The sequence below is a fragment of the Janthinobacterium sp. GW823-FHT01H08 genome, assembly GCF_058797855.1.
On sequence record NZ_CM179504.1, the window covers coordinates 367,887 to 387,079 of the forward strand.

The window sequence follows — 19,193 nt, forward strand, 5'->3', positions numbered from 1 at the left end:
AGAACCACCATGCAAATGACGATCACGCGCGCGGGCACTGTTGGCACGAGCCTGTGCACCCTGCTGGCGTTGGCAGCCTGCGGCAGCAACCATGCGCCGGAAGAGCTGAACCAGATGCCCGGCTACCTGGGCACCATCACGCGCGCCGACTACGACGGCAAGACGAACGATCTGCTGACGGCCGGGCTGGGCAAGACTGGGCTGGCGGGCGCCACGCCCGCGTATGCGAATGCGGAACAGCCGACGCCGCTCGAGCTGCGCCGCAATGCGATCTATGCCAATTACCGCGCCGTGCTCGACATCGCCGCCAACAGCGGCTACGGCACCCTGTACGGGCCGAACGTGGATGCAGCCGGCAACGTGGGTAGCGGCGAGGGCCTGGTCGCGGGCAGCGAATACATCGCCTATGCCGATAATGGCACGGGCAAGAAAAACGTCACCCTGATGGTGCAGGTGCCGGCCAGCTTCGACCCGGACCGCGCCTGCATCGTCACGGGCACGTCCAGCGGCTCGCGCGGCATTTACGGCGCCATCGGCAGCTCGGGCGAATGGGGCCTGAAAAAAGGTTGCGCCGTGGCGTATGCGGACAAGGGTTCCGGCACGGGCCTGTATGTGTTCGAGGACGACAGCGTCAACCTGCAGAACGGCGTGCGCGCGGGCAGGGTCGCCGCCGGCAAGAACGCGCTCTTCGCGCCCGACTTGAGCGACGCGGACCGGCTGGCCTGGTCTGGCGCCTATCCGAACCGCATCGCCTTCAAGCATGCGCACTCGCAGCAAAACCCGGAGAAGGACTGGGGCAAGGTCACCTTGCAGGCGGTCGAGATGGCGTTTTACGTCTTGAATGAACGCTACGGCGTGCTGGCCCGCGACGGCAGTTCGCGCATCGTGCGCCTGACGCCAAAGAACACCATCACGATCGCCTCGAGCATTTCCAACGGCGCCGGCTCGGCCTTGCTGGCGGCGGAACAGGATACGAAAGGCTTGATCAGCGGCGTGGCGGCCAGCGAACCGCAAATCCAGCCGGCGGCATCTAACGCTTACAGCGTGCGCCAGGGCGGGGCGGTGGTGGCCAATCCGGGCCGCGCGCTGTTCGACTACGCCACCTATGCGGCCCTGTATCAGCCGTGCATCGCTTCCGTGCCCGGCAATGCGGGACGCTGCACGGCGCTGGTGGCCAAGGGCTTATTGAACGGCGCCGACCTGGCGGCGCAGCAGGCGGACGCGAAGCAGCGCTTGCGCGCGTATGGCTGGTTGGTCGATTCCGATCCGCTGCAGGCTTCGCACGCGGGCACGAACATCCTCGTAGCCGTCACGTATGCGTATGCCTACGGGAAATTTTCCGTGACCGATAAAGTGTGCGGTTTCACGTTTGCGCAGACGGATGGCAGCGGCAATCCGATCGCGTTCACGTCGGCGCAAAAGGCTGCCAGCTTTGCCGCGCAAAACGGCATCCTCGGCAATGTCGTGTACGACAACAGCGTGGGCGGCGCCAAAGTCTACACGGCCGGCGTGTCGCCATCGACCAGCCTGGCGGACCAGTCGCTCGACGGCTTCCTGTGCCTGCGCAGCCTGGCGACGGGGCGCGACGCCGTCAGCGGCGCCAACTTGCAGGGCACCCTGGGCGGGCAGAGCGTGCGCGTGCGGGCCGGCATGGCCGAAGTCGCGGCCAGCGGAAAGTTGCAGGGCAAGCCGGCCATCATCGTGCATGGCCGCAGCGACACCTTGATTCCCGTCAATCACGCCTCGCGCGCCTATCTTGGCCTGAACGCCGCCGTGGAAGGGGCCGCCAGCCGGCTACGCTATATCGAGGTGACCAATGCCAACCATTTCGATTCCTTCAGCAGCGCCTTGCCGACCCTGATCGTACCGCTGCACGTCTACCTGAACCGGGCGCTGGACGCCATGTATGCGCACTTGAACGCCAAGCAAGCCTTGCCGCCATCGCAGGTAGTGCGCACGGTGACGCGTGCCGATGCGTCGACCCTGATCACGAATGTCAACGTGCCAGCGATCGCCACGGCGCCGGCGCCCGCCAATGCCGTCAGCGTGACGGGCACGCAGGTGGATATTCCGAACTAGGCTGTATCGCTTGTGAAACCTGCGGCCACGTTTCACGTGGCCGTTTTTATTCCCAGGCCGACTCGGCGATCTGGCCCAGTCCCTGGAAGACGGGCTTGGAAAACCAGTAGCCCTGCATCAGTGAAATGCCGCAGCTGGCCAGGAAGTCGCGCTCGGCGCGTGTCTCGATGCCTTCGGCCAGCACGCGGATACCGAGCTCACGGCACAGGCTGGCGATGGCGCGCACGATGGCCTGGCGCGGCGCCTGCGTATCGATGCCGCGCACCAGGTCCATGTCGATCTTGATGATGTCGGGCTGATATTCGGCCAGCAGGTTCAAGCCCGCATAGCCGGCGCCGAAATCATCGATGGCCGTCTGGAAACCGAAGCGCCGGTAGGCGCGGAAGATCTCGACCAGGTGGGGACGGTCTTGCACCCGTTCGCCTTCCGTCACTTCAAAGATGATCTTGTCGGTAGGGAAGCGGTGCAGCCTGGCCGCTTCCAGGGTGCTGCGGATGCACACTTCCGGGCGGTAGACGGCGTTGGGCAAAAAATTGATCGACAGGAAGCCCTGCATGCCGAGGCGCGCTGCACCGGCCACGGCCTTGACGCGGCACGCCTGATCGAAGCGGTAGCGGTTGGCGTCGTTGACTTGCGCCAGCACGCTGGCCGCGCTTTCGCCGTTCGGGCCACGCACCAGCGCCTCGTGCGCATAGATGCTGCGCGTGGCCAGGTCGACGATGGGCTGATAGGCATACTCGAAGGCAAACGGCAGCGGCGCGCTGTCATGGCAGCCGGCACAGGCACCGTAGGGAAAGTGGGTGCTGTCGGGATGAATGGGGATGTCGGGAGGCGTCATGGCGTCAGTGTAGCTGGGCGGGTTGGCAGATTCCGTCTGCTGGTTCACAGTGCGGCCGCATAGATGGCGCGCGCATCGGCGCGCATGAGGGGACGGGGATTGTTGCCCAGCAAGCGCGTTTGCAGCATGGCTTCATCGGCCAGGCGGTCCAGGTCGCCGGACGTGATGCCCACTTCGCGCAAGGTGCGCGCGATACCGGTAGCTACGGCAATGTCCTGCATGGCGTCGATCAGGGCCTCGGCCCGCGCTTCCTCGCTGCCCGTGATGCCGGGTTCCAATACGGTCGCCAGTTGCGCATACAGGGGCGCCGCATGGGATAGATTAAAACGCAGCACGTGCGGCAACACCAGCGCGTTCGACAGGCCATGCGGCACGTGGAACAGGCCGCCGATGGGATAGGCGAGCGCATGTACGGCAGCCACGGGTGCGTTGGCAAACGCCTGGCCGGCCAGCATGGCGCCCAGCAGCATGGCTTGCCGCGCCGGCAAGTTGCTGCCATCGCGGCAGGCTGCGAGCAAGTTGCTGGAGAGCAGCGACAGTGCCTGGGTAGCCAGCATGTCGGACAAGGGATTTTTCAGCAGGCGGCTGGTGTACGCTTCGATCGCATGCACCATGGCATCGATGCCGGTGGCGGCCGTCACTGCGGGCGGCAAGCCCAGGGTCAGGCTGGCGTCGAGGATGGCCAGGTCCGCATACAGTTGCGGCGCGACGACGCCCATCTTGCTGGTGGCGCCCGTGGTGACGATGGCGATGTGCGTGACTTCCGAGCCCGTGCCGGCCGTCGTCGGCAATTGCACCAGCGGCAGGCGCTGACCGTGCACGTTGCCGATGCCGTACAGCTGGGTCAGTTCCTGGTGGCCGGGCGCCAGCACGGCGATCAGCTTGGCCACGTCCAGCGAGCTGCCGCCTCCAAGGCCGATAATCAGTTCCACGTGAAACATCTGGGCCTGGGCCACGCCAGCCAGCACGACGGCTTCGGGCGGATCGGCTTGCACGTCGGAAAAGACATGCATCTCGATGCCGGCCGCTTGCAAGCTGCGCAACGGTGCATCGGCCAGACCCGTGCGTAAAAAGCCCGCGTCGGTGACGACCAGGGCGCGGCGCACGGCGGGGAAGTGGTGGGCGATATGGGCGCCCAGTTGGGCCGCGGCGCCCGGTTCAACGATCAGATGCGGCACGGTACGGAACTGGAAGGCGGACATGCATGCTCCTGACAGTAAAGACAGAAGTCCAGCATACTCCGCTTTCCTGTCACGTGCCTGTTTCACGTGGAACCAAAAGCGGCGCTTACTCCCACTCGAGCGCGCCGCGCTTCCATTCATAGGCCAGGCCAATGGCCAGCACGCCGAGAAAGCCCATGACGGCCCAGAAGCCGGGCAAGCCCAGTTCGTTGACGTTGGCCGCCCACGGCATCAGGAAGAGCACCTCGATATCGAACAGGATGAACAGGATGGCGACCAAGTAGAAGCGGATGTTGAACTTCACGCGCGCATCGCCGAACGCCTCGAAGCCGCATTCGTACGGTGACATTTTTTGCGGATCGGGCTTGTGCGGCCCCAGTACGCGTCCCAGCAGCATGGGCACGATGCCGACCAGGATGCCGATCAGAATGAACAGCAGGACGGGAAAATAGTGTTCGAGGAGCATGGGGATTCCTCTCAGTGGCTCGATGACAGTTTCATCAGCACGATACCGCACACGATGAGGACGGCGGCGAACACGCGCATGGTATTGACTTGCTCGCCCAGAAAGACGATGCCAACGATAAAGGCGCCGACGGCACCGATGCCCGTCCAGATGGTGTAGGCCGTACCCAGGGGCAGGGTGCGCATGGCCAGCGACAGCAAGCCGAAGCTGGCCATCATCATGAGCACGGTAATCACGGAGGGAGTGAGTCTGGTGAAACCCTCGGAGAGTTTCATCGAGTATGCCCACACGACTTCAAACATGCCGGCAATTATTAAAAGTATCCAGGCCATGGCGGCTCCTATACAGAGCGGGCCGTCCCGGTGTGTTCCCATGATGGGGGAGGCCGTCCTCCTGGATGATCGTCGCGCTGGCCACTGGCGTGAACATGGGGCGAACGATGCGGCAATTGTAGCAAACATTGCCGGACCCCGCAGCGCGGCGCGGGCCTGTCCTGGCGCCTGGGCGTGTTCCACGTGAAACAAAAATCGCTGTCGACTTGCCCTCACTGAGTAAAAATTAAGCAAAAATTGGCCCATGGAAGGTTGCGTTCGCAAAAAGACTCTATAATCGGAGCTCTCTTCCCGCATTTTTACTTGCACTGTTACCTATTTATCATGTTATTTCCTACAGAATTCGACGTCATCGTTGTCGGTGGTGGTCACGCCGGTACCGAGGCGGCCCTCGCTTCGGCCCGCATGGGGCAGAAGACGCTATTGCTCACGCATAATATTGAGACACTGGGCCAGATGTCGTGCAACCCCTCCATCGGCGGCATCGGCAAGGGCCACCTGGTCAAGGAGGTCGATGCCATGGGCGGCGCGATGGCGATTGCCACCGACGAGTCCGGCATCCAGTTCCGCATCCTGAATTCCTCGAAAGGCCCGGCAGTCCGCGCCACGCGCGCCCAGGCCGACCGTATTTTGTACAAGGCCGCCATCCGTACGCGCCTGGAAAACCAGAGCAACCTGTGGCTGTTCCAGCAAGCGGTCGATGACCTGATCGTCGAAGGCGACCGGGTCGTCGGCGCCGTGACGCAGATCGGCCTGAAGTTCCTCGCGCGCGCCGTCGTGCTGACGGCCGGCACTTTCCTCGACGGCAAGATCCACGTGGGCTTGAATAATTATTCGGCCGGCCGCGCCGGCGACCCGCCCGCCATCTCCTTGTCGGCCCGCCTGAAAGAGCTGAAACTGCCGCAAGGGCGCCTGAAAACGGGCACGCCGCCGCGCATCGATGGCCGCACGATCGACTTTTCTGTGATGCAAGAGCAGCCGGGCGACCTCGATCCCGTGCCCGTGTTTTCCGTGATGGGCAACACGGCCATGCATCCGCGCCAGGTGCCGTGCTGGGTCACGCACACGAATAGCCAGACGCATGACATCATCCGCGCCGGCCTGGACCGCAGCCCCATGTACACGGGCGTCATCGAAGGCGTGGGCCCGCGTTACTGCCCCTCGATCGAAGACAAGATCCACCGTTTCTCGGGCAAGGAATCGCACCAGATCTTCCTCGAGCCGGAAGGTTTGACGACGCATGAGTTCTATCCGAACGGCATCTCCACGAGCCTGCCGTTCGACGTGCAGATCGCCCTGGTGCAATCGATGAAGGGCATGGAAAACGCGCATATCCTGCGTCCCGGCTACGCCATCGAATACGATTATTTCGACCCGCGCGGCTTGAAGGCGTCGCTGGAAACGAAGGCCGTCGCGGGCCTGTTCTTCGCCGGCCAGATCAACGGCACCACCGGCTACGAAGAAGCGGCCGCGCAAGGCATGCTGGCGGGCCTGAATGCGGCCTTGCTGACGCAGGACAAGGAAGCCTGGGTACCGGGCCGCTCCGAGGCCTATCTGGGCGTGCTGGTCGACGATCTGATCACCCAGGGCGTGCAGGAACCGTACCGCATGTTCACCAGCCGCGCCGAGTACCGTTTGAGCCTGCGCGAAGACAATGCCGACATGCGCCTGACGGAAATCGGGCGCGCGCTGGGCTGCGTGGGCGACGCCCAATGGCAAGCGTTCGAGACCAAGCGCGAAGCGGTGGCGCGCGAGCTCGAACGCCTGCGTTCCACGTGGGTCAATCCGCGCATCCTGGCGGCCGCCGAATCGGAACGCATCGTGGGCCAGGCCATCGAGCGCGAGTACTCGCTGGCGGACCTGCTGTGCCGCCCGAACGTGGCCTACGACACCCTGATGAGCATGACGGGCATGGAAGGCCAGGCCCTGGCCGGCCCCGGCGTGGAAGACCCCGCCGTGCGCGAGCAGGTGGAAATCCAGCTCAAATATGCGGGCTACATCGAGCGCCAGAGCAAGGAAATCGAGCGCCACGAACACTATGAAAACCTGGCCTTGCCGGAAGGTTTCAATTACCTCGATATCGGCGCGCTGTCGGTCGAAGTGCGGCAAAAACTCGACAAGCAGCGCCCGGAAACCCTGGGCCAGGCATCGCGCATATCGGGCGTGACGCCGGCGGCGATTTCGCTGCTGCTGGTGCATCTGAAAAAGCGCGGTTTTGGCGCAGGGCAAGCCGAAATACAGACCACCACTTTAAAGGACGAGGTTGTTGAATGAAGCAGTTTGACCGGGCCGCATTGGCCCCCATTTTGAATGAAGGCATCGCCGCGCTGGGGCTCGACCTGAGCGCGGATCAGACGGAAAAACTGCTCGATTACCTGGCCTTGCTGGCCAAATGGAACAGCGTGTACAACCTGACGTCGGTGCGCGATCCCCTGCAGATGCTGACCCTGCACGTGCTCGATTCGCTGGCGGCCGTACCGGCGTTCGCGGATGCAAAGCATGTGCTCGACGTGGGCGCCGGCGGCGGCTTGCCGGGCATGGTCCTGGCCATCGCGCGGCCCGATGTGAAGGTGTCGATGATCGACACGGTGCATAAAAAGACGGCTTTTCTGACGCAAGTGAAGGCGGAACTGGGCCTGGCCAACGTCACCGTGTACACGAAACGGGTGGAACAGCTGGAAGTGGCGCAAAAATTCGACGTGATCACCTCGCGTGCCTTTGCCGACCTGTCCGACTTCGTCAACTGGTCGCACCACGTGCTGGCCGAGGGCGGGCAATTCATCGCCTTGAAAGGGGTGGCGCCGCCAGACGAGAGAGAGCGACTGCCGGCAGACTGGAAAGTGACGGAATTACGGGCGATCCAGGTGCCAGGGCTAAATGCAGAGCGTCATCTGGTCTTTATAGCAAGAATTTAAAGGCCGCGGAATTAAACGGTATAAATCATATAAACAGTTTATACGGTATAAATAATATAAACCGTATAAACGATTTATATCGTATAAATAAAATAAACAGTATAAATCGTTTCGGCCAGATGCCGGGGCGCACGATGAAGTTTGCATCTCTTTACAACTAGAAGATACATGGCCAAAATTTTTTGTGTAGCAAATCAAAAGGGTGGTGTTGGTAAAACCACAACGAGCGTCAACCTCTCCGCCGGTCTGGCCAAGTTGAACCAGCGCGTGCTGCTGGTCGACCTCGACCCGCAGGGCAATGCGACCATGGGCGCCGGCATCAACAAGGCCGGCCTGAAGGCGTCGACCTATGAAGTCATGCTGGGCGAGTCCGATGTGAAGACGGCACGCCAGCGTTCGGAAGCGGGGCGCTTCGATGTCTTGCCGTCGAACCGCGAGCTGGCCGGCGCCGAAGTGGAGATGGTCGAACTCGACAACCGCGAACGCCGCCTGAAGGATGCGCTGGCCGAAGTGGACGGCGAATACGATTTCATCCTGGTAGATTGCCCACCGGCATTGTCGATGCTGACCCTGAACGGTCTGTGCGCCGCGCATGGCGTGATCATCCCGATGCAGTGCGAGTACTACGCGCTGGAAGGCTTGTCCGACCTGGTCAACACCATCAAGAAGGTGCATGCGAACCTGAACCCGGATTTGAAGATCATCGGCTTGCTGCGCGTGATGTTCGATCCGCGCATGACATTATCGCAACAAGTGTCGGCGCAGCTGGAACAGCACTTCGGCGACAAGGTCTTCAATACCATCATCCCGCGCAACGTGCGCCTGGCCGAAGCGCCGTCGTACGGCTTGCCCGGCGTGACCTTCGACCCCAGCTCGAAAGGTGCCCAGGCGTATATCGCCTTCGGCGCCGAGATGGTCGAGCGCATCAAACATATGTAAACAAGAGGCGGGCGCCTGCACGGTTTGATGTAAGCGCTTACTCTGAAAACACGATTAGGACAGCATGGCTACGAAAAAATTAAAAGGACTGGGTCGCGGACTCGACGCCCTGTTGGGCGGCGGCAGCGATTTTGCCAGTCCGGACACGACACAACCGTCGAACTTGCCCGTATCACAAATGCAAGCCGGCAAGTACCAGCCGCGCACGCGCATGGACGAGGGGGCCTTGAATGAACTGGCCGCTTCGATCAAGGCGCAAGGGCTGATGCAGCCGATCCTGGTGCGCCCGATCGGGCAGGACAGCCTGAGCGGACTTGTCAAATATGAAATTATCGCGGGCGAACGCCGTTTCCGCGCCTCGCAGCTGGCCGGCCTGACGGAAGTGCCGGTGCTGGTGCGCGACGTGGACGATCTGGCCGCCGCGGCCATGGCGCTGATCGAGAACATCCAGCGCGAAGACCTCAATCCTTTGGAAGAGGCGCAGGGCATCCACCGCCTGATCGCCGACTTCAGTTTTACGCATGAGCAAGCGGCCACTGCGCTGGGACGCTCGCGCAGCGCCGTGTCGAACCTGTTGCGTTTGATGAACCTGGCCAGTCCCGTGCAAACCATGCTGATGGCCGGCGATATCGACATGGGCCATGCGCGCGCGCTGCTGGCCGTCGATGCGGCCAGCCAGATCACCCTGGCGAACCAGGTCGTGGCCAAGCGCCTGTCGGTGCGCGAAACGGAAAAGCTCGTCACCCGCACGCTCGAGGAAGCGGCCAACCCGGTCGAGCCGCGGCAAAAGGAAAAGTCGGGCGACATCGCGCGCCTGGAAGAAGAGCTGTCCGATGCGCTGGCTACGCCCGTGGTGTTCAAAATGGGCAACAAAGGCCGTGGCCAATTGGTCATCGATTTTGCCGATCTTGACGTGCTCGATGGCTTGTTGACACGTTTGCGTGGTTAAATAGCAAGCTGCAAAGACAGGGGCCATGCGGGTGTGGCCGATCCGGCCATGCTTTCCGGATGCACCACGTGATTCCTTGATAACACGGCTGGAAGCGGCCAGACAAGCGACTTTGCCATATAGTGGTGCAAATGGCGGCGAATAGTCGGTAAAGCGTCAGTTTCACGCAGCAATTGCCCTGCTGCGGTGCACCAACGTTTGACTCTATAGATCAAAGCCAACTATAATCCCGTGTCTTTGCGTGTGTAGATTTTTCTGGGAACTTGGCAATTGAGTGATTCACAACAAAGTATTGCCAAGCCAGTCTACAAAGTAGTTGCATTGCAGCTAGCAATCGCTATCAGTTTTGCCACGGTTACCCTGTTTTTTGGTGGCAGTGTCAGAGGCTGGTCCGCCGCATACGGCGGCGCTATCGCAGTCATCGGTAGCCTGGTGTATGCCCTGTTGGTGGTTCGCGGTTCTAGCGACGCCAATAAGGCATTCCGGGCGCATTTGCGCGCAGAAGTGGTGAAAATATTTATCACAGCGGTGCTGTTTATATTGGCACTGGTGTTGTTTCAGTCGGCCGCCTGGTTATGGCTGATCTTGGGTTTCGCGGTGGCAACCTTAGCATACTGGTTTTCATTGCTCGCTGTTTAATCATTGGTTTTGGGGCCTGTTGAGCTCTGAAACGACAAATCTAAATTCATTATGACCACAGAACACGCTATTGAAGCGGGCCATGCTGCCCCGGCCAACGCCACAGAATACATCAGTCACCATCTGGCCCACCTGAGAAGTGCCGACGGCATGATCAATCTGGATACGTTCTGGATTTCGGCCATTCTGGGCTTTGTTTTCCTGGCTGTTTTCTATATGGCGTCGCGCCGCGCGACGGCTGGTGTCCCTGGCAAGTTGCAAAACTTCGTCGAAATGGTCATGGAAATCGTCAATGACACTATTAATGGGGCCTTCCACGCGAAAAGCAAGGTCATCGCGCCGCTGGCCATCACTATTTTTGTGTGGGTCTGGTTGTTGAACGCGATGGACTTCCTGCCGGTTGACCTGTTGCCGAAGATCCTGAGCTGGTTTGGCGTGCATAAACTGCGCGCCGTGCCGACCGCCGACGTCAACCACACCTTCGCCATGTCGCTGTCGGTCGTGCTGTGCGTGATCGCCTTCTCGATCAAGGCCAAGGGCCTGGGCGGCTGGATCAAGGAACTGTTCACGGCACCGTTCCATGCGAGCGGCCTGATCGGCACGATCGCCCTGGCACCTGTCAATTTCTTGCTGCAAATGGTTGAGCTGGTTGCAAAACTGATCTCCCTGTCGCTGCGACTGTTCGGCAATATGTATGCCGGCGAACTGATTTTCATCTTGATCGCGTTGTTGCCTTGGTGGGCACAGTGGGCGTTGGGTGGTCCATGGGCAATTTTCCATATCTTGATTGTAACTTTGCAAGCTTTTGTGTTTATGGCGTTGACGGTTGTGTATCTGAGCCTCGCGGTTGAGAAACATTAATCATTAACTTTATATTTTGTTTTTTTAGTATCTTTCGTTTTTAAATTTAGGAGAATTTTATGCAAGCTCTGATCGCACAAGTACAAAGCATGACCGTTCTGGCAGCAGCAATCATCATCGGCCTGGCCGCAATCGGCACCGCTCTGGGCTTCGCTATCTTGGGTGGCAAATTCCTGGAAGCTTCGGCACGTCAACCAGAACTGATGCCACAACTGCAAACCAAACTGTTCGTTATCGCTGGTCTGCTGGATGCTATCTCGATGATCGGCGTTGGTGTTGCTCTGCTGTACACGTTCGCTAACCCGTTCCTGTCCGCTCTGACGGCTGTTGCTCAGTAATTCGCTCCAACCCTAGGAGAAACTTTTAGTTAGGAGCAAAGGTATGGACATCAATATGTCGCTCATCGGCCAGATGATCACCTTCGCGGTGTTGGTCTGGTTCTCGATGAAGTTCGTATTTCCAGCGCTGAACAACGCGCTGGATGAGCGTGCCAAACGAATCGCGGATGGATTGGCTGCGGCCGATCAAGGTCAGGCTTCGATGGCAGTCGCTGAAAAGCGTGCGCAAGAGGCATTGAACAGTGCACGTGAAGAAGCGTCGCAGCGCGTTGCGGACGCTGAAAAGCGCGCGCAGCTGGTTGCTGAAGAGATCAAGCAAAATGCACAAGCTGAAGCTGCGCGTATCATTGCGCAAGCCCAGTCGGACGCCGAACAGCAACTGTCGAAAGCACGCGAACAATTGCGCGCTCAGGTGGCTGACCTGGCTGTCAAGGGTGCCGAGCAGATCCTGAAGCGTGAAGTCAACGCTACGGCTCACGCCGAAATGTTGCAGCGTCTTGCTGTCGAGCTGTAATCATGGCAGAACTCGCAACCGTCGCCCGTCCCTACGCGGAAGCTTTGTTCCGCGTAGCCCAAGCTGGTAAGGAGTCAAGCAACCTCGCGGCGTGGTCCGAGCTGGTGTCCGAACTGGCACAGATCGGTAGCCACCCCGAGGTACAGGCGTACGCGCGCAATCCGAAGGTTTCGGAAAGCGACGTCGCCGCCACCATCCTGTCGTTGTTGAAATCGCCGCTCAATGAGGAAGTGAAAAACTTCGTCACGATGTTGATCGAAAATGGCCGCATCAGCCTGCTGCCGGAAATCGGCGCGCAATTCCATGCCTTGAAAAATGGCCTGGAAGGTGCGGCTGACGCCGAGATCACGAGCGCTTTCGATCTGAGCGAAGGCCAAACGGCCGAGCTGGTCGCAACGCTGGAAAAGAAATTCAGTCGTAAGCTCAACCCTGCCGTCACAGTGGATCCATCGCTGCTCGGCGGCGTGCGCGTGGTTGTTGGCGACCAAGTGCTCGATACCTCGGTGCGCGCCAAGCTGCAGCAACTGCACGCTGCACTGGTGTCGTAAGACACGCGCTTCGGCAGGCCAGCTTAGACAGACCCTTACCCCTCGCGCAAGCTGAGAGAAACACTTTTAGGAGTTAGTATGCAACTCAACCCATCTGAAATCAGCGAGTTGATCAAGAGCCGGATCCAAGGTCTTGACGGCGGCGCTGAAGTGCGTAATCAAGGCACGGTTATTTCCGTTGCCGACGGTATCTGCCGCATCCACGGTTTGTCGGACGTGATGCAAGGCGAGATGCTGGAATTCCCAGGCAACACGTTTGGCCTGGCAATGAATCTGGAACGCGACTCCGTCGGTTCCGTGATTCTGGGTGCCTACGAGCACATCTCCGAAGGCGACACGGTGAAATGCACCGGCCGCATTCTGGAAGTGCCAGTCGGTCCTGAGCTGCTCGGCCGCGTTGTCAACGCGCTGGGCCAGCCGATCGACGGCAAAGGCGCCATCGAGACCAAACTGACGGCCGCGATTGAAAAAATCGCTCCGGGCGTGATCGCCCGTGAATCCGTTTCGCAACCGATGCAAACCGGCCTGAAGTCGATCGATGCGATGGTTCCCGTTGGCCGCGGCCAGCGCGAACTGATCATCGGCGACCGTCAAACCGGCAAGTCGGCCGTGGCGATTGATGCGATCATCAATCAAAAAGGCCAGGGCATGAAATGTATCTACGTCGCGATTGGCCAAAAAGCCTCGTCGATCAAGAACATCGTGCGCTCGCTGGAACAGCACGGCGCGATGGAATACACCATCGTTGTCGCCGCTTCCGCTTCGGAATCGGCCGCCATGCAATACATCTCGCCGTACTCCGGTTGCGCCATGGGCGAATACTTCCGTGACCGCGGTGAAGATGCACTGATCGTCTACGATGATCTGTCCAAACAAGCTGTTGCATACCGTCAAATCTCGCTGCTGCTGCGCCGTCCACCAGGTCGCGAAGCGTACCCAGGCGACGTGTTCTACCTGCACAGCCGCCTGCTGGAACGCGCAGCACGCGTGAACGCCGACTACGTCGAGAAGTTCACCGACGGCGCCGTCAAAGGCAAGACCGGTTCCCTGACGGCACTGCCGATCATTGAAACGCAAGCTGGCGACGTGTCCGCATTCGTTCCAACCAACGTGATTTCGATTACCGACGGTCAGATCTTCTTGGAAACCTCGCTGTTCAACGCCGGTATCCGTCCTGCGATTAACGCCGGTATTTCCGTATCGCGCGTCGGTGGCGCCGCCCAGACCAAGGTCATCAAAAACCTGTCCGGCGGTATCCGTACCGACTTGGCGCAGTACCGTGAACTGGCCGCGTTTGCGCAGTTCGCTTCGGACCTGGATGAATCGACCCGCAAGCAGCTGGACCGCGGTGCCCGCGTAACGGAATTGCTCAAGCAAGCCCAGTACTCGCCACTGTCGATCTCGCTGATGGCCGTATCGCTGTTCTCGGTGAACAAAGGCTTCATGGACGACGTGCCAGTCAAGCAAGTGCTGTCGTTCGAAGCTGGTGTCCACGCTTACATGAAGACCAAGCAAGCTGCTCTGCTGGCCAAGATCGAAGAAACCAAGCAACTCGACAAAGACAGCGAAGCAACTCTGTCGGCGGCCATTGCTGATTTCAAGAAATCCGGCGCATATTAAGCGGCCAGGCGGCGCCCACCTCGAGTGAGGCGCCGCCCTACGCGCAGAAGGAGTAAGGACTCATGGCATCAAGCAAAGAGATACGAGGCAAGATCAAGAGCGTAGAGAATACGAAGAAGATCACCAAGGCGATGGAAATGGTCGCCGCGTCCAAAATGCGCAAGGCGCAAGACCGGATGCGGGCCGCTCGTCCCTACAGTGACAAGATTCGGAATATCGCCGCCAATCTGGCGAACGCCAATCCGGAATACACGCACCCGTTCCTGGCAGTTGCCCAGGGTACGCAAGCGAAGGCAGTGGGTTTCATCGTTGTCACGACCGACAAAGGTCTGTGCGGCGGCATGAACACCAACATCCTGCGCCAGGTGACGTCGAAGTCGCGCGAGCTGGAAGCAGCTGGCAACCGGATTGAAGCAGTTGCCATCGGTAACAAGGGTTTGGGTTTTTTGAATCGCATCGGCGTCAAGATCGTCGCCTCTGCCATTCAAACCGGTGATACGCCGCACCTGGATAAATTGATCGGACCTGTCAAGGTCATGCTCGAAGAATTCCAGGCTGGCAAGCTCGACGCAGTGTACCTGTGCTACACCAAATTCATCAACACGATGAAGCAGGAACCAGTGGTCGAACAGTTGCTGCCGTTGACGGCTGACAAAATGGTCGCCGACAAGAGCGCACACTCGTGGGATTACATCTACGAGCCGGATGCACAAAGCATCATCGACGAATTGCTGGAGCGCTATGTAGAAGCGCTGGTGTACCAGGCAGTCGCGGAGAATCTGGCGTCCGAGCAATCGGCACGGATGGTCGCGATGAAAGCTGCAAGCGACAACGCGGGTAGTGTGATCGGCGAATTGAAGCTGATCTACAACAAGACCCGCCAAGCTGCGATTACCAAAGAACTCTCCGAAATCGTCGCCGGTGCGGCTGCGGTTTAAACGAATTTAACTATATTGAAGGAACGAACATGGCTGATGGCAAAATCGTTCAGTGTATCGGCGCTGTGGTGGACGTTGAGTTTCCCCGCAACGCGATGCCTAAGGTATTTGATGCCTTGAAGATGGCAGGCTCGGAACTGACCCTGGAAGTACAACAGCAGTTGGGCGACGGCATTGTCCGTACCATTGCACTCGGCTCGTCCGATGGCCTGCGTCGCGGCATGATGATTCAAAATACCGGCAAACCTATCATGGTGCCAGTCGGTAAAGCAACCCTGGGTCGCATCATGGACGTGCTGGGCAACCCGATCGACGAATGCGGCCCCGTGTCGCACGAGCAGATCGCGTCGATCCACCGCACCGCTCCCGCATACGACGAACTGTCGCCATCGCAAGAACTGCTGGAAACCGGCATCAAGGTGATCGACTTGGTGTGCCCGTTTGCAAAAGGCGGTAAAGTTGGTCTGTTCGGCGGCGCTGGCGTAGGCAAGACCGTGAACATGATGGAACTGATTAACAACATCGCCAAAGCGCACAGCGGCGTGTCCGTGTTCGCCGGCGTCGGTGAGCGTACCCGTGAAGGTAACGACTTCTACCACGAGATGGCTGACGCGAAAGTGGTCGATCTGGAAAACCCAGAGAACTCCAAAGTGGCGATGGTCTACGGTCAGATGAATGAACCGCCAGGTAACCGTCTGCGCGTCGCGCTGACCGGCCTGACGATCGCTGAATCGTTCCGTGATGAAGGCAAGGACGTGTTGTTCTTCGTCGACAACATCTACCGCTTTACGCTGGCCGGTACCGAAGTGTCGGCACTGCTGGGCCGTATGCCGTCGGCTGTGGGTTACCAACCGACCCTGGCGGAAGAAATGGGCCGTCTGCAAGAGCGTATTACGTCGACCAAGACCGGTTCGATCACCTCGATCCAGGCCGTCTACGTTCCAGCCGATGATTACACCGATCCGTCGCCTGCTACCACGTTTGCTCACTTGGATTCGACCGTTGCGCTGTCGCGTGACATCGCTTCCCTGGGTATCTACCCAGCCGTGGACCCACTGGATTCGACCTCGCGTCAGCTCGATCCGTTGATCGTTGGTCAAGAGCACTATGACACCGCGCGTGCCGTGCAAACGACCCTGCAACGCTACAAGGAATTGCGCGACATTATCGCGATTCTGGGTATGGACGAGCTGGCACCGGAAGACAAACTGCTGGTTGCCCGTGCACGTAAGATGCAGCGTTTCCTGTCGCAGCCTTTCCACGTCGCTGAAGTCTTTACCGGCGCGCCTGGTAAATACGTTTCGCTCAAAGACACGATCAAGGGCTTCAAAATGATCGCTTCGGGCGAACTCGATCACCTGCCGGAACAAGCGTTCTACATGGTCGGCACGATCGAAGAAGCAATCGAAAAAGCCAAGAAACTTAACTAAGTTAAGTCTGGGCCTAACCCCGCCCGTTAGACGGCGGGGTTCTTCAACCCGATAGGACACACATGGCACACACAATTCACGTTGACGTGGTTTCCGCTGAAGAACTGATTTTTTCAGGCGAAGCAGAATTCGTCGCGTTGCCGGGTGAACAGGGCGAGCTGGGTATCTACCCACGCCACACGCCTTTGATTACCCGCATCCGTCCGGGCGCGGTCCGCATCAAGGTAGTCGGCCAGGCTGAAGAAGAGTTCGTCTTCGTTGCCGGCGGCCTGCTGGAAGTGCAACCGGATACCGTGACCGTCCTGGCCGATACCGCGATCCGCGGTCACGACCTAGACGAAGCGAAAGCGCTGGAAGCGAAGAAGTTGGCGGAAGAAAATATCCACAACAAGGATTCGGGCATCGACTACGCGCAAGCGCAAGCCGAGCTGGCCAGCGCGATTGCGCAGCTGGCAGCGATCCAGAAGCTGCGCAAGCATTAATTTGCTCGCACGCAGTAATACAAAAAGGCAGCCTGCGGGCTGCCTTTTTTTATGCTTCAGCCGCCTGGCTTATTCGCAGCTTGGCTTCCAGGCGCTATCGCGCAACTGGGCAGCCAGGCTGGCATTGCCCTCATTGACCAGCTTCAGGCTAGCCTGCCTGCCAGCCGCTGACTGGTCCGCGCCCGCCGGTGTCTTTACCGCATATTGAAACTGCAGCAGGCCACCACAGGCGGCAGCGCCATGAAAGCTCTTGCTGACGTTCGATTCATACACGGGATTGGCCGCATCCGGTTCATATACCGACCGCATCAGCACGTGGCCGTTCTCGACAGTGACGGAGGAAATGGGTTCCGGCTTGGTGGCTGCCAGCGACTTGAGCAGGGCGGCCGAGAAGTCCAAGGGATCGGTCTTGGAATTGCCTTCGTAGAGTATGGTAATCAGGCTGCTCCATTTTTCCACCGCTTCGCCATTCGTCGTATATTCATACAAGGCCCGTTTGCTGTTGCGACCCTGCGGCGCGGTAAACGCCAGCGTGTAGACTTTGTCGGCATGGTGAATCTCTTGCGGCACGATCAGCTTCTGCGCGAACAGCGAGCTGCTGGCGAACAGGCAAGCTGACAATGTACTCAGTAGTAAAACGGTTTTTCCCTTGAACACAGTGCATCCTCATGTCATGGCTGGCGGACCGCGCGCATTGCGTGCGGGGCATCTCTGTTGGTAGTGCATTTGACTATACCTTGCATATTTCTCAATTGCAACTTTGATATATTCCAGCATCCTGGCTGCGGCTCGGCTGTTCACGCCATTCCATCCTTGTCACGTTGCCTGAAGGCCTTCATCGTCACTTTCCACTTGGCGCGCGCGGCAATGCGCTCGAGCGGCGTCTCCTCGCTGCGGCGCGCGTCGCGCAGCAGCTTGTGATAGTTGCGCAGGCGATCCGCATCGACGGCGCCACGCACCTGGCAACCGGGTTCGCTGGCATGCTGGCAATCGCGAAACTGGCACGTTGCGGCAAGCGCCGCGATGTCGTCGAACGTGGCCGCCAGGGTCTGCGCATCGGCGTCGGCGCGCCAGCTGCGCAAGCCCGGCGTGTCGATGATGCAGGCGCCATCCGCACACAGGTGCAGCGAGCGGGCCGTTGTCGTGTGCCGGCCGCGGCCGTCGCCGTGGCGCACGCCGTTGGTCGCTTGATCCGCCGCGCACAAGGTATTGGTCAGGCTGGACTTTCCCGCGCCCGATGAGCCGAACAGTACCAGGGTCTGGCCGGCACCCAGCCAGGGTTCCAGGATGGCCACGTCATACGCGTGGCGCGTATCGATGGCGAACAGCGGCACGTGGGGCGGCAGGCGCTGCCTGAGCTGGGCCAGTTTTCCCGGCACGTCGTCGGCCACGTCGGCCTTGCTCAGCACCACCACGGGCGTTACGTGCGCCGCCAGCACGATGGCCAGGTAACGCTCCAGGCGGCGCGGATTAAAATCCTCGTCGAGTCCCATCACCAGCAGGGCCGTGTCGATATTGCTGGCCAGCACCTGGCGCCGGCCGTCATTGCCGCGCCGGGCGATCTGCGTGACTGGGGATAAGTGCGCCGTTATCCACAGCGTGCCGTGAAGATCGGGTTCGGCGGCGATCCAGTCGCCGACAGCAAGGATGGTGTCGTGTTCCAGCAGCGCGTGCAGCAGGCGTGGCAGGATCTGCGCCGGCTGTTCCAGGCTGCCGTCGTGCACGCCGATGCTGTCGCGGTGCACGGCGCTCACGCGCATCAGCTGCGCGGTGGTGGAAGATACGTTGAGTTGGGTGGCCGCGCCGGCGATAGCCTGCTGCAGTCCGATAAGGCGTAGTTGCGCAAAATCGAATGCGATCATGGTAGCGTGATTCCAAATTCTGTCGTCCGCATGCGGACGTATAGCCTGCGCGTGCAGGCACCGCCAGTCGCGATGACTGGCACGAAAGAAGGGAAGTCGGCTACGCGATCACGCGTATGGGGAATGGCGAGCTAAAAAGGCTTAGCAGGGGAAAACAGTGATCAGGCAGCCGACAGCACGGCAGTATCCGAATGGCGCATGTTGTCTACTCCTGTTGTGTGATGGAAAACGCCAGTGTGCCAGCGGCATGCGCCGCCGTCAA

General features: G+C 59.9%; 20 protein-coding genes. 14 read left to right on the forward strand and 6 right to left on the reverse strand.

Annotated elements, in window-relative coordinates; genetic code table 11:
- Window positions 1–15 precede the first annotated feature (15 nt).
- Entirely contained in the window at window positions 16–2,079 is a 2,064-nt protein-coding gene (locus tag AC3RCG_RS01560) for a 3-hydroxybutyrate oligomer hydrolase family protein (RefSeq protein WP_492402561.1), read from the forward strand.
- Between the two features lie 46 nt (window positions 2,080–2,125).
- On the opposite strand, the gene AC3RCG_RS01565 is transcribed toward AC3RCG_RS01560, so the two are convergent.
- From AC3RCG_RS01565 to sugE, 4 genes are all read right to left on the reverse strand, one after another.
- Window positions 2,126–2,917, reverse strand: coding sequence for an EAL domain-containing protein (locus AC3RCG_RS01565; RefSeq protein WP_070219104.1), 792 nt, complete (start codon window positions 2,915–2,917; stop codon window positions 2,126–2,128).
- 44 nt (window positions 2,918–2,961) lie between these two features.
- Entirely contained in the window at window positions 2,962–4,119 is a 1,158-nt protein-coding gene (locus tag AC3RCG_RS01570) for an iron-containing alcohol dehydrogenase (RefSeq protein WP_070218922.1), read from the reverse strand.
- A gap of 85 nt (window positions 4,120–4,204) precedes the next feature.
- Complete coding sequence (locus AC3RCG_RS01575) at window positions 4,205–4,564, reverse strand: NADH-quinone oxidoreductase subunit A (RefSeq protein WP_070312715.1); 360 nt, start codon at window positions 4,562–4,564, stop codon at window positions 4,205–4,207.
- Between the two features lie 11 nt (window positions 4,565–4,575).
- Complete coding sequence (gene sugE / locus AC3RCG_RS01580; protein WP_070312716.1) at window positions 4,576–4,896, reverse strand: quaternary ammonium compound efflux SMR transporter SugE; 321 nt, start codon at window positions 4,894–4,896, stop codon at window positions 4,576–4,578.
- Between the two features lie 324 nt (window positions 4,897–5,220).
- Between sugE and mnmG the strand changes: the two genes are divergently transcribed.
- The 13 genes from mnmG to AC3RCG_RS01645 all read left to right on the forward strand — a co-directional run bounded on the left by mnmG (window position 5,221) and on the right by AC3RCG_RS01645 (window position 17,069).
- Window positions 5,221–7,170, forward strand: coding sequence for a tRNA uridine-5-carboxymethylaminomethyl(34) synthesis enzyme MnmG (gene mnmG, locus AC3RCG_RS01585; protein WP_492402468.1), 1,950 nt, complete (start codon window positions 5,221–5,223; stop codon window positions 7,168–7,170).
- The gene (gene rsmG / locus AC3RCG_RS01590; RefSeq protein WP_492402467.1) at window positions 7,167–7,811 is read left to right on the forward strand and encodes a 16S rRNA (guanine(527)-N(7))-methyltransferase RsmG; all 645 of its coding nucleotides are present in this window, start codon (window positions 7,167–7,169) and stop codon (window positions 7,809–7,811) included. The genes mnmG and rsmG overlap by 4 nt, the downstream gene beginning before the upstream one ends.
- Before the next feature lie 168 nt (window positions 7,812–7,979).
- On the forward strand, window positions 7,980–8,750 hold the full coding sequence (locus tag AC3RCG_RS01595; RefSeq protein WP_034752687.1) for a ParA family protein: 771 nt from the start codon (window positions 7,980–7,982) through the stop codon (window positions 8,748–8,750).
- 64 nt (window positions 8,751–8,814) lie between these two features.
- Window positions 8,815–9,699, forward strand: a complete 885-nt coding sequence (locus AC3RCG_RS01600; protein WP_492402466.1) for a ParB/RepB/Spo0J family partition protein — start codon at window positions 8,815–8,817, stop codon at window positions 9,697–9,699.
- A gap of 270 nt (window positions 9,700–9,969) precedes the next feature.
- Window positions 9,970–10,338 carry an ATP synthase subunit I gene (locus AC3RCG_RS01605; protein ID WP_034752692.1) on the forward strand — a complete coding sequence of 123 codons (369 nt, stop codon included), beginning with the start codon at window positions 9,970–9,972 and terminating at the stop codon, window positions 10,336–10,338.
- A gap of 51 nt (window positions 10,339–10,389) precedes the next feature.
- Window positions 10,390–11,199 carry a F0F1 ATP synthase subunit A gene (atpB, locus tag AC3RCG_RS01610; protein WP_046681851.1) on the forward strand — a complete coding sequence of 270 codons (810 nt, stop codon included), beginning with the start codon at window positions 10,390–10,392 and terminating at the stop codon, window positions 11,197–11,199.
- A gap of 59 nt (window positions 11,200–11,258) precedes the next feature.
- Window positions 11,259–11,537, forward strand: a complete 279-nt coding sequence (gene atpE / locus AC3RCG_RS01615) for a F0F1 ATP synthase subunit C (RefSeq protein ID WP_034752695.1) — start codon at window positions 11,259–11,261, stop codon at window positions 11,535–11,537.
- Between the two features lie 43 nt (window positions 11,538–11,580).
- Window positions 11,581–12,051, forward strand: coding sequence for a F0F1 ATP synthase subunit B (locus tag AC3RCG_RS01620; RefSeq protein WP_034752697.1), 471 nt, complete (start codon window positions 11,581–11,583; stop codon window positions 12,049–12,051).
- Window positions 12,052–12,053: 2 nt separating this feature from the next.
- The gene (locus AC3RCG_RS01625; protein ID WP_034752699.1) at window positions 12,054–12,599 is read left to right on the forward strand and encodes a F0F1 ATP synthase subunit delta; all 546 of its coding nucleotides are present in this window, start codon (window positions 12,054–12,056) and stop codon (window positions 12,597–12,599) included.
- 78 nt (window positions 12,600–12,677) lie between these two features.
- Window positions 12,678–14,219: a F0F1 ATP synthase subunit alpha gene (atpA, locus tag AC3RCG_RS01630; protein WP_034752701.1), complete on the forward strand. Its 1,542-nt coding sequence runs from the start codon at window positions 12,678–12,680 to the stop codon at window positions 14,217–14,219.
- A gap of 62 nt (window positions 14,220–14,281) precedes the next feature.
- A complete protein-coding gene (atpG, locus tag AC3RCG_RS01635; protein ID WP_070218929.1) occupies window positions 14,282–15,157 on the forward strand; it encodes a F0F1 ATP synthase subunit gamma in 876 nt (291 codons plus the stop codon).
- A gap of 29 nt (window positions 15,158–15,186) precedes the next feature.
- Window positions 15,187–16,587, forward strand: coding sequence for a F0F1 ATP synthase subunit beta (gene atpD / locus AC3RCG_RS01640; RefSeq protein ID WP_034752705.1), 1,401 nt, complete (start codon window positions 15,187–15,189; stop codon window positions 16,585–16,587).
- Between the two features lie 62 nt (window positions 16,588–16,649).
- Window positions 16,650–17,069 (forward strand): F0F1 ATP synthase subunit epsilon, encoded by a 420-nt coding sequence (locus AC3RCG_RS01645; protein WP_065307860.1) that lies wholly within the window; start codon window positions 16,650–16,652, stop codon window positions 17,067–17,069.
- A 69-nt stretch (window positions 17,070–17,138) separates the two neighbouring features.
- Here AC3RCG_RS01645 and AC3RCG_RS01650 read toward each other — a convergent pair whose 3' ends face one another.
- Both AC3RCG_RS01650 and rsgA read right to left on the reverse strand, forming a co-directional pair.
- Entirely contained in the window at window positions 17,139–17,726 is a 588-nt protein-coding gene (locus AC3RCG_RS01650) for an HI_0983 family protein (RefSeq protein ID WP_492490404.1), read from the reverse strand.
- A 140-nt stretch (window positions 17,727–17,866) separates the two neighbouring features.
- Window positions 17,867–18,931: a ribosome small subunit-dependent GTPase A gene (rsgA, locus tag AC3RCG_RS01655; RefSeq protein ID WP_492402464.1), complete on the reverse strand. Its 1,065-nt coding sequence runs from the start codon at window positions 18,929–18,931 to the stop codon at window positions 17,867–17,869.
- Window positions 18,932–19,193 lie beyond the last annotated feature (262 nt).

Bases quoted from the DNA above. Each gene is read 5' to 3' on its own strand.
- AC3RCG_RS01595 (WP_034752687.1), top strand. From the start codon at position 7,980: ATGGCCAAAATTTTTTGTGTAGCAAATCAAAAGGGTGGTGTTGGTAAA.
- rsgA (WP_492402464.1), bottom strand. From the start codon at position 18,931: ATGATCGCATTCGATTTTGCGCAACTACGCCTTATCGGACTGCAGCAG.
- AC3RCG_RS01600 (WP_492402466.1), top strand. From the start codon at position 8,815: ATGGCTACGAAAAAATTAAAAGGACTGGGTCGCGGACTCGACGCCCTG.
- atpD (WP_034752705.1), top strand. From the start codon at position 15,187: ATGGCTGATGGCAAAATCGTTCAGTGTATCGGCGCTGTGGTGGACGTT.
- rsmG (WP_492402467.1), top strand. From the start codon at position 7,167: ATGAAGCAGTTTGACCGGGCCGCATTGGCCCCCATTTTGAATGAAGGC.
- AC3RCG_RS01620 (WP_034752697.1), top strand. From the start codon at position 11,581: ATGGACATCAATATGTCGCTCATCGGCCAGATGATCACCTTCGCGGTG.
- atpB (WP_046681851.1), top strand. From the start codon at position 10,390: ATGACCACAGAACACGCTATTGAAGCGGGCCATGCTGCCCCGGCCAAC.
- AC3RCG_RS01570 (WP_070218922.1), bottom strand. From the start codon at position 4,119: ATGTCCGCCTTCCAGTTCCGTACCGTGCCGCATCTGATCGTTGAACCG.
- AC3RCG_RS01575 (WP_070312715.1), bottom strand. From the start codon at position 4,564: ATGCTCCTCGAACACTATTTTCCCGTCCTGCTGTTCATTCTGATCGGC.
- atpG (WP_070218929.1), top strand. From the start codon at position 14,282: ATGGCATCAAGCAAAGAGATACGAGGCAAGATCAAGAGCGTAGAGAAT.
- AC3RCG_RS01565 (WP_070219104.1), bottom strand. From the start codon at position 2,917: ATGACGCCTCCCGACATCCCCATTCATCCCGACAGCACCCACTTTCCC.
- sugE (WP_070312716.1), bottom strand. From the start codon at position 4,896: ATGGCCTGGATACTTTTAATAATTGCCGGCATGTTTGAAGTCGTGTGG.
- atpE (WP_034752695.1), top strand. From the start codon at position 11,259: ATGCAAGCTCTGATCGCACAAGTACAAAGCATGACCGTTCTGGCAGCA.
- AC3RCG_RS01560 (WP_492402561.1), top strand. From the start codon at position 16: ATGACGATCACGCGCGCGGGCACTGTTGGCACGAGCCTGTGCACCCTG.
- mnmG (WP_492402468.1), top strand. From the start codon at position 5,221: ATGTTATTTCCTACAGAATTCGACGTCATCGTTGTCGGTGGTGGTCAC.
- AC3RCG_RS01645 (WP_065307860.1), top strand. From the start codon at position 16,650: ATGGCACACACAATTCACGTTGACGTGGTTTCCGCTGAAGAACTGATT.
- atpA (WP_034752701.1), top strand. From the start codon at position 12,678: ATGCAACTCAACCCATCTGAAATCAGCGAGTTGATCAAGAGCCGGATC.
- AC3RCG_RS01625 (WP_034752699.1), top strand. From the start codon at position 12,054: ATGGCAGAACTCGCAACCGTCGCCCGTCCCTACGCGGAAGCTTTGTTC.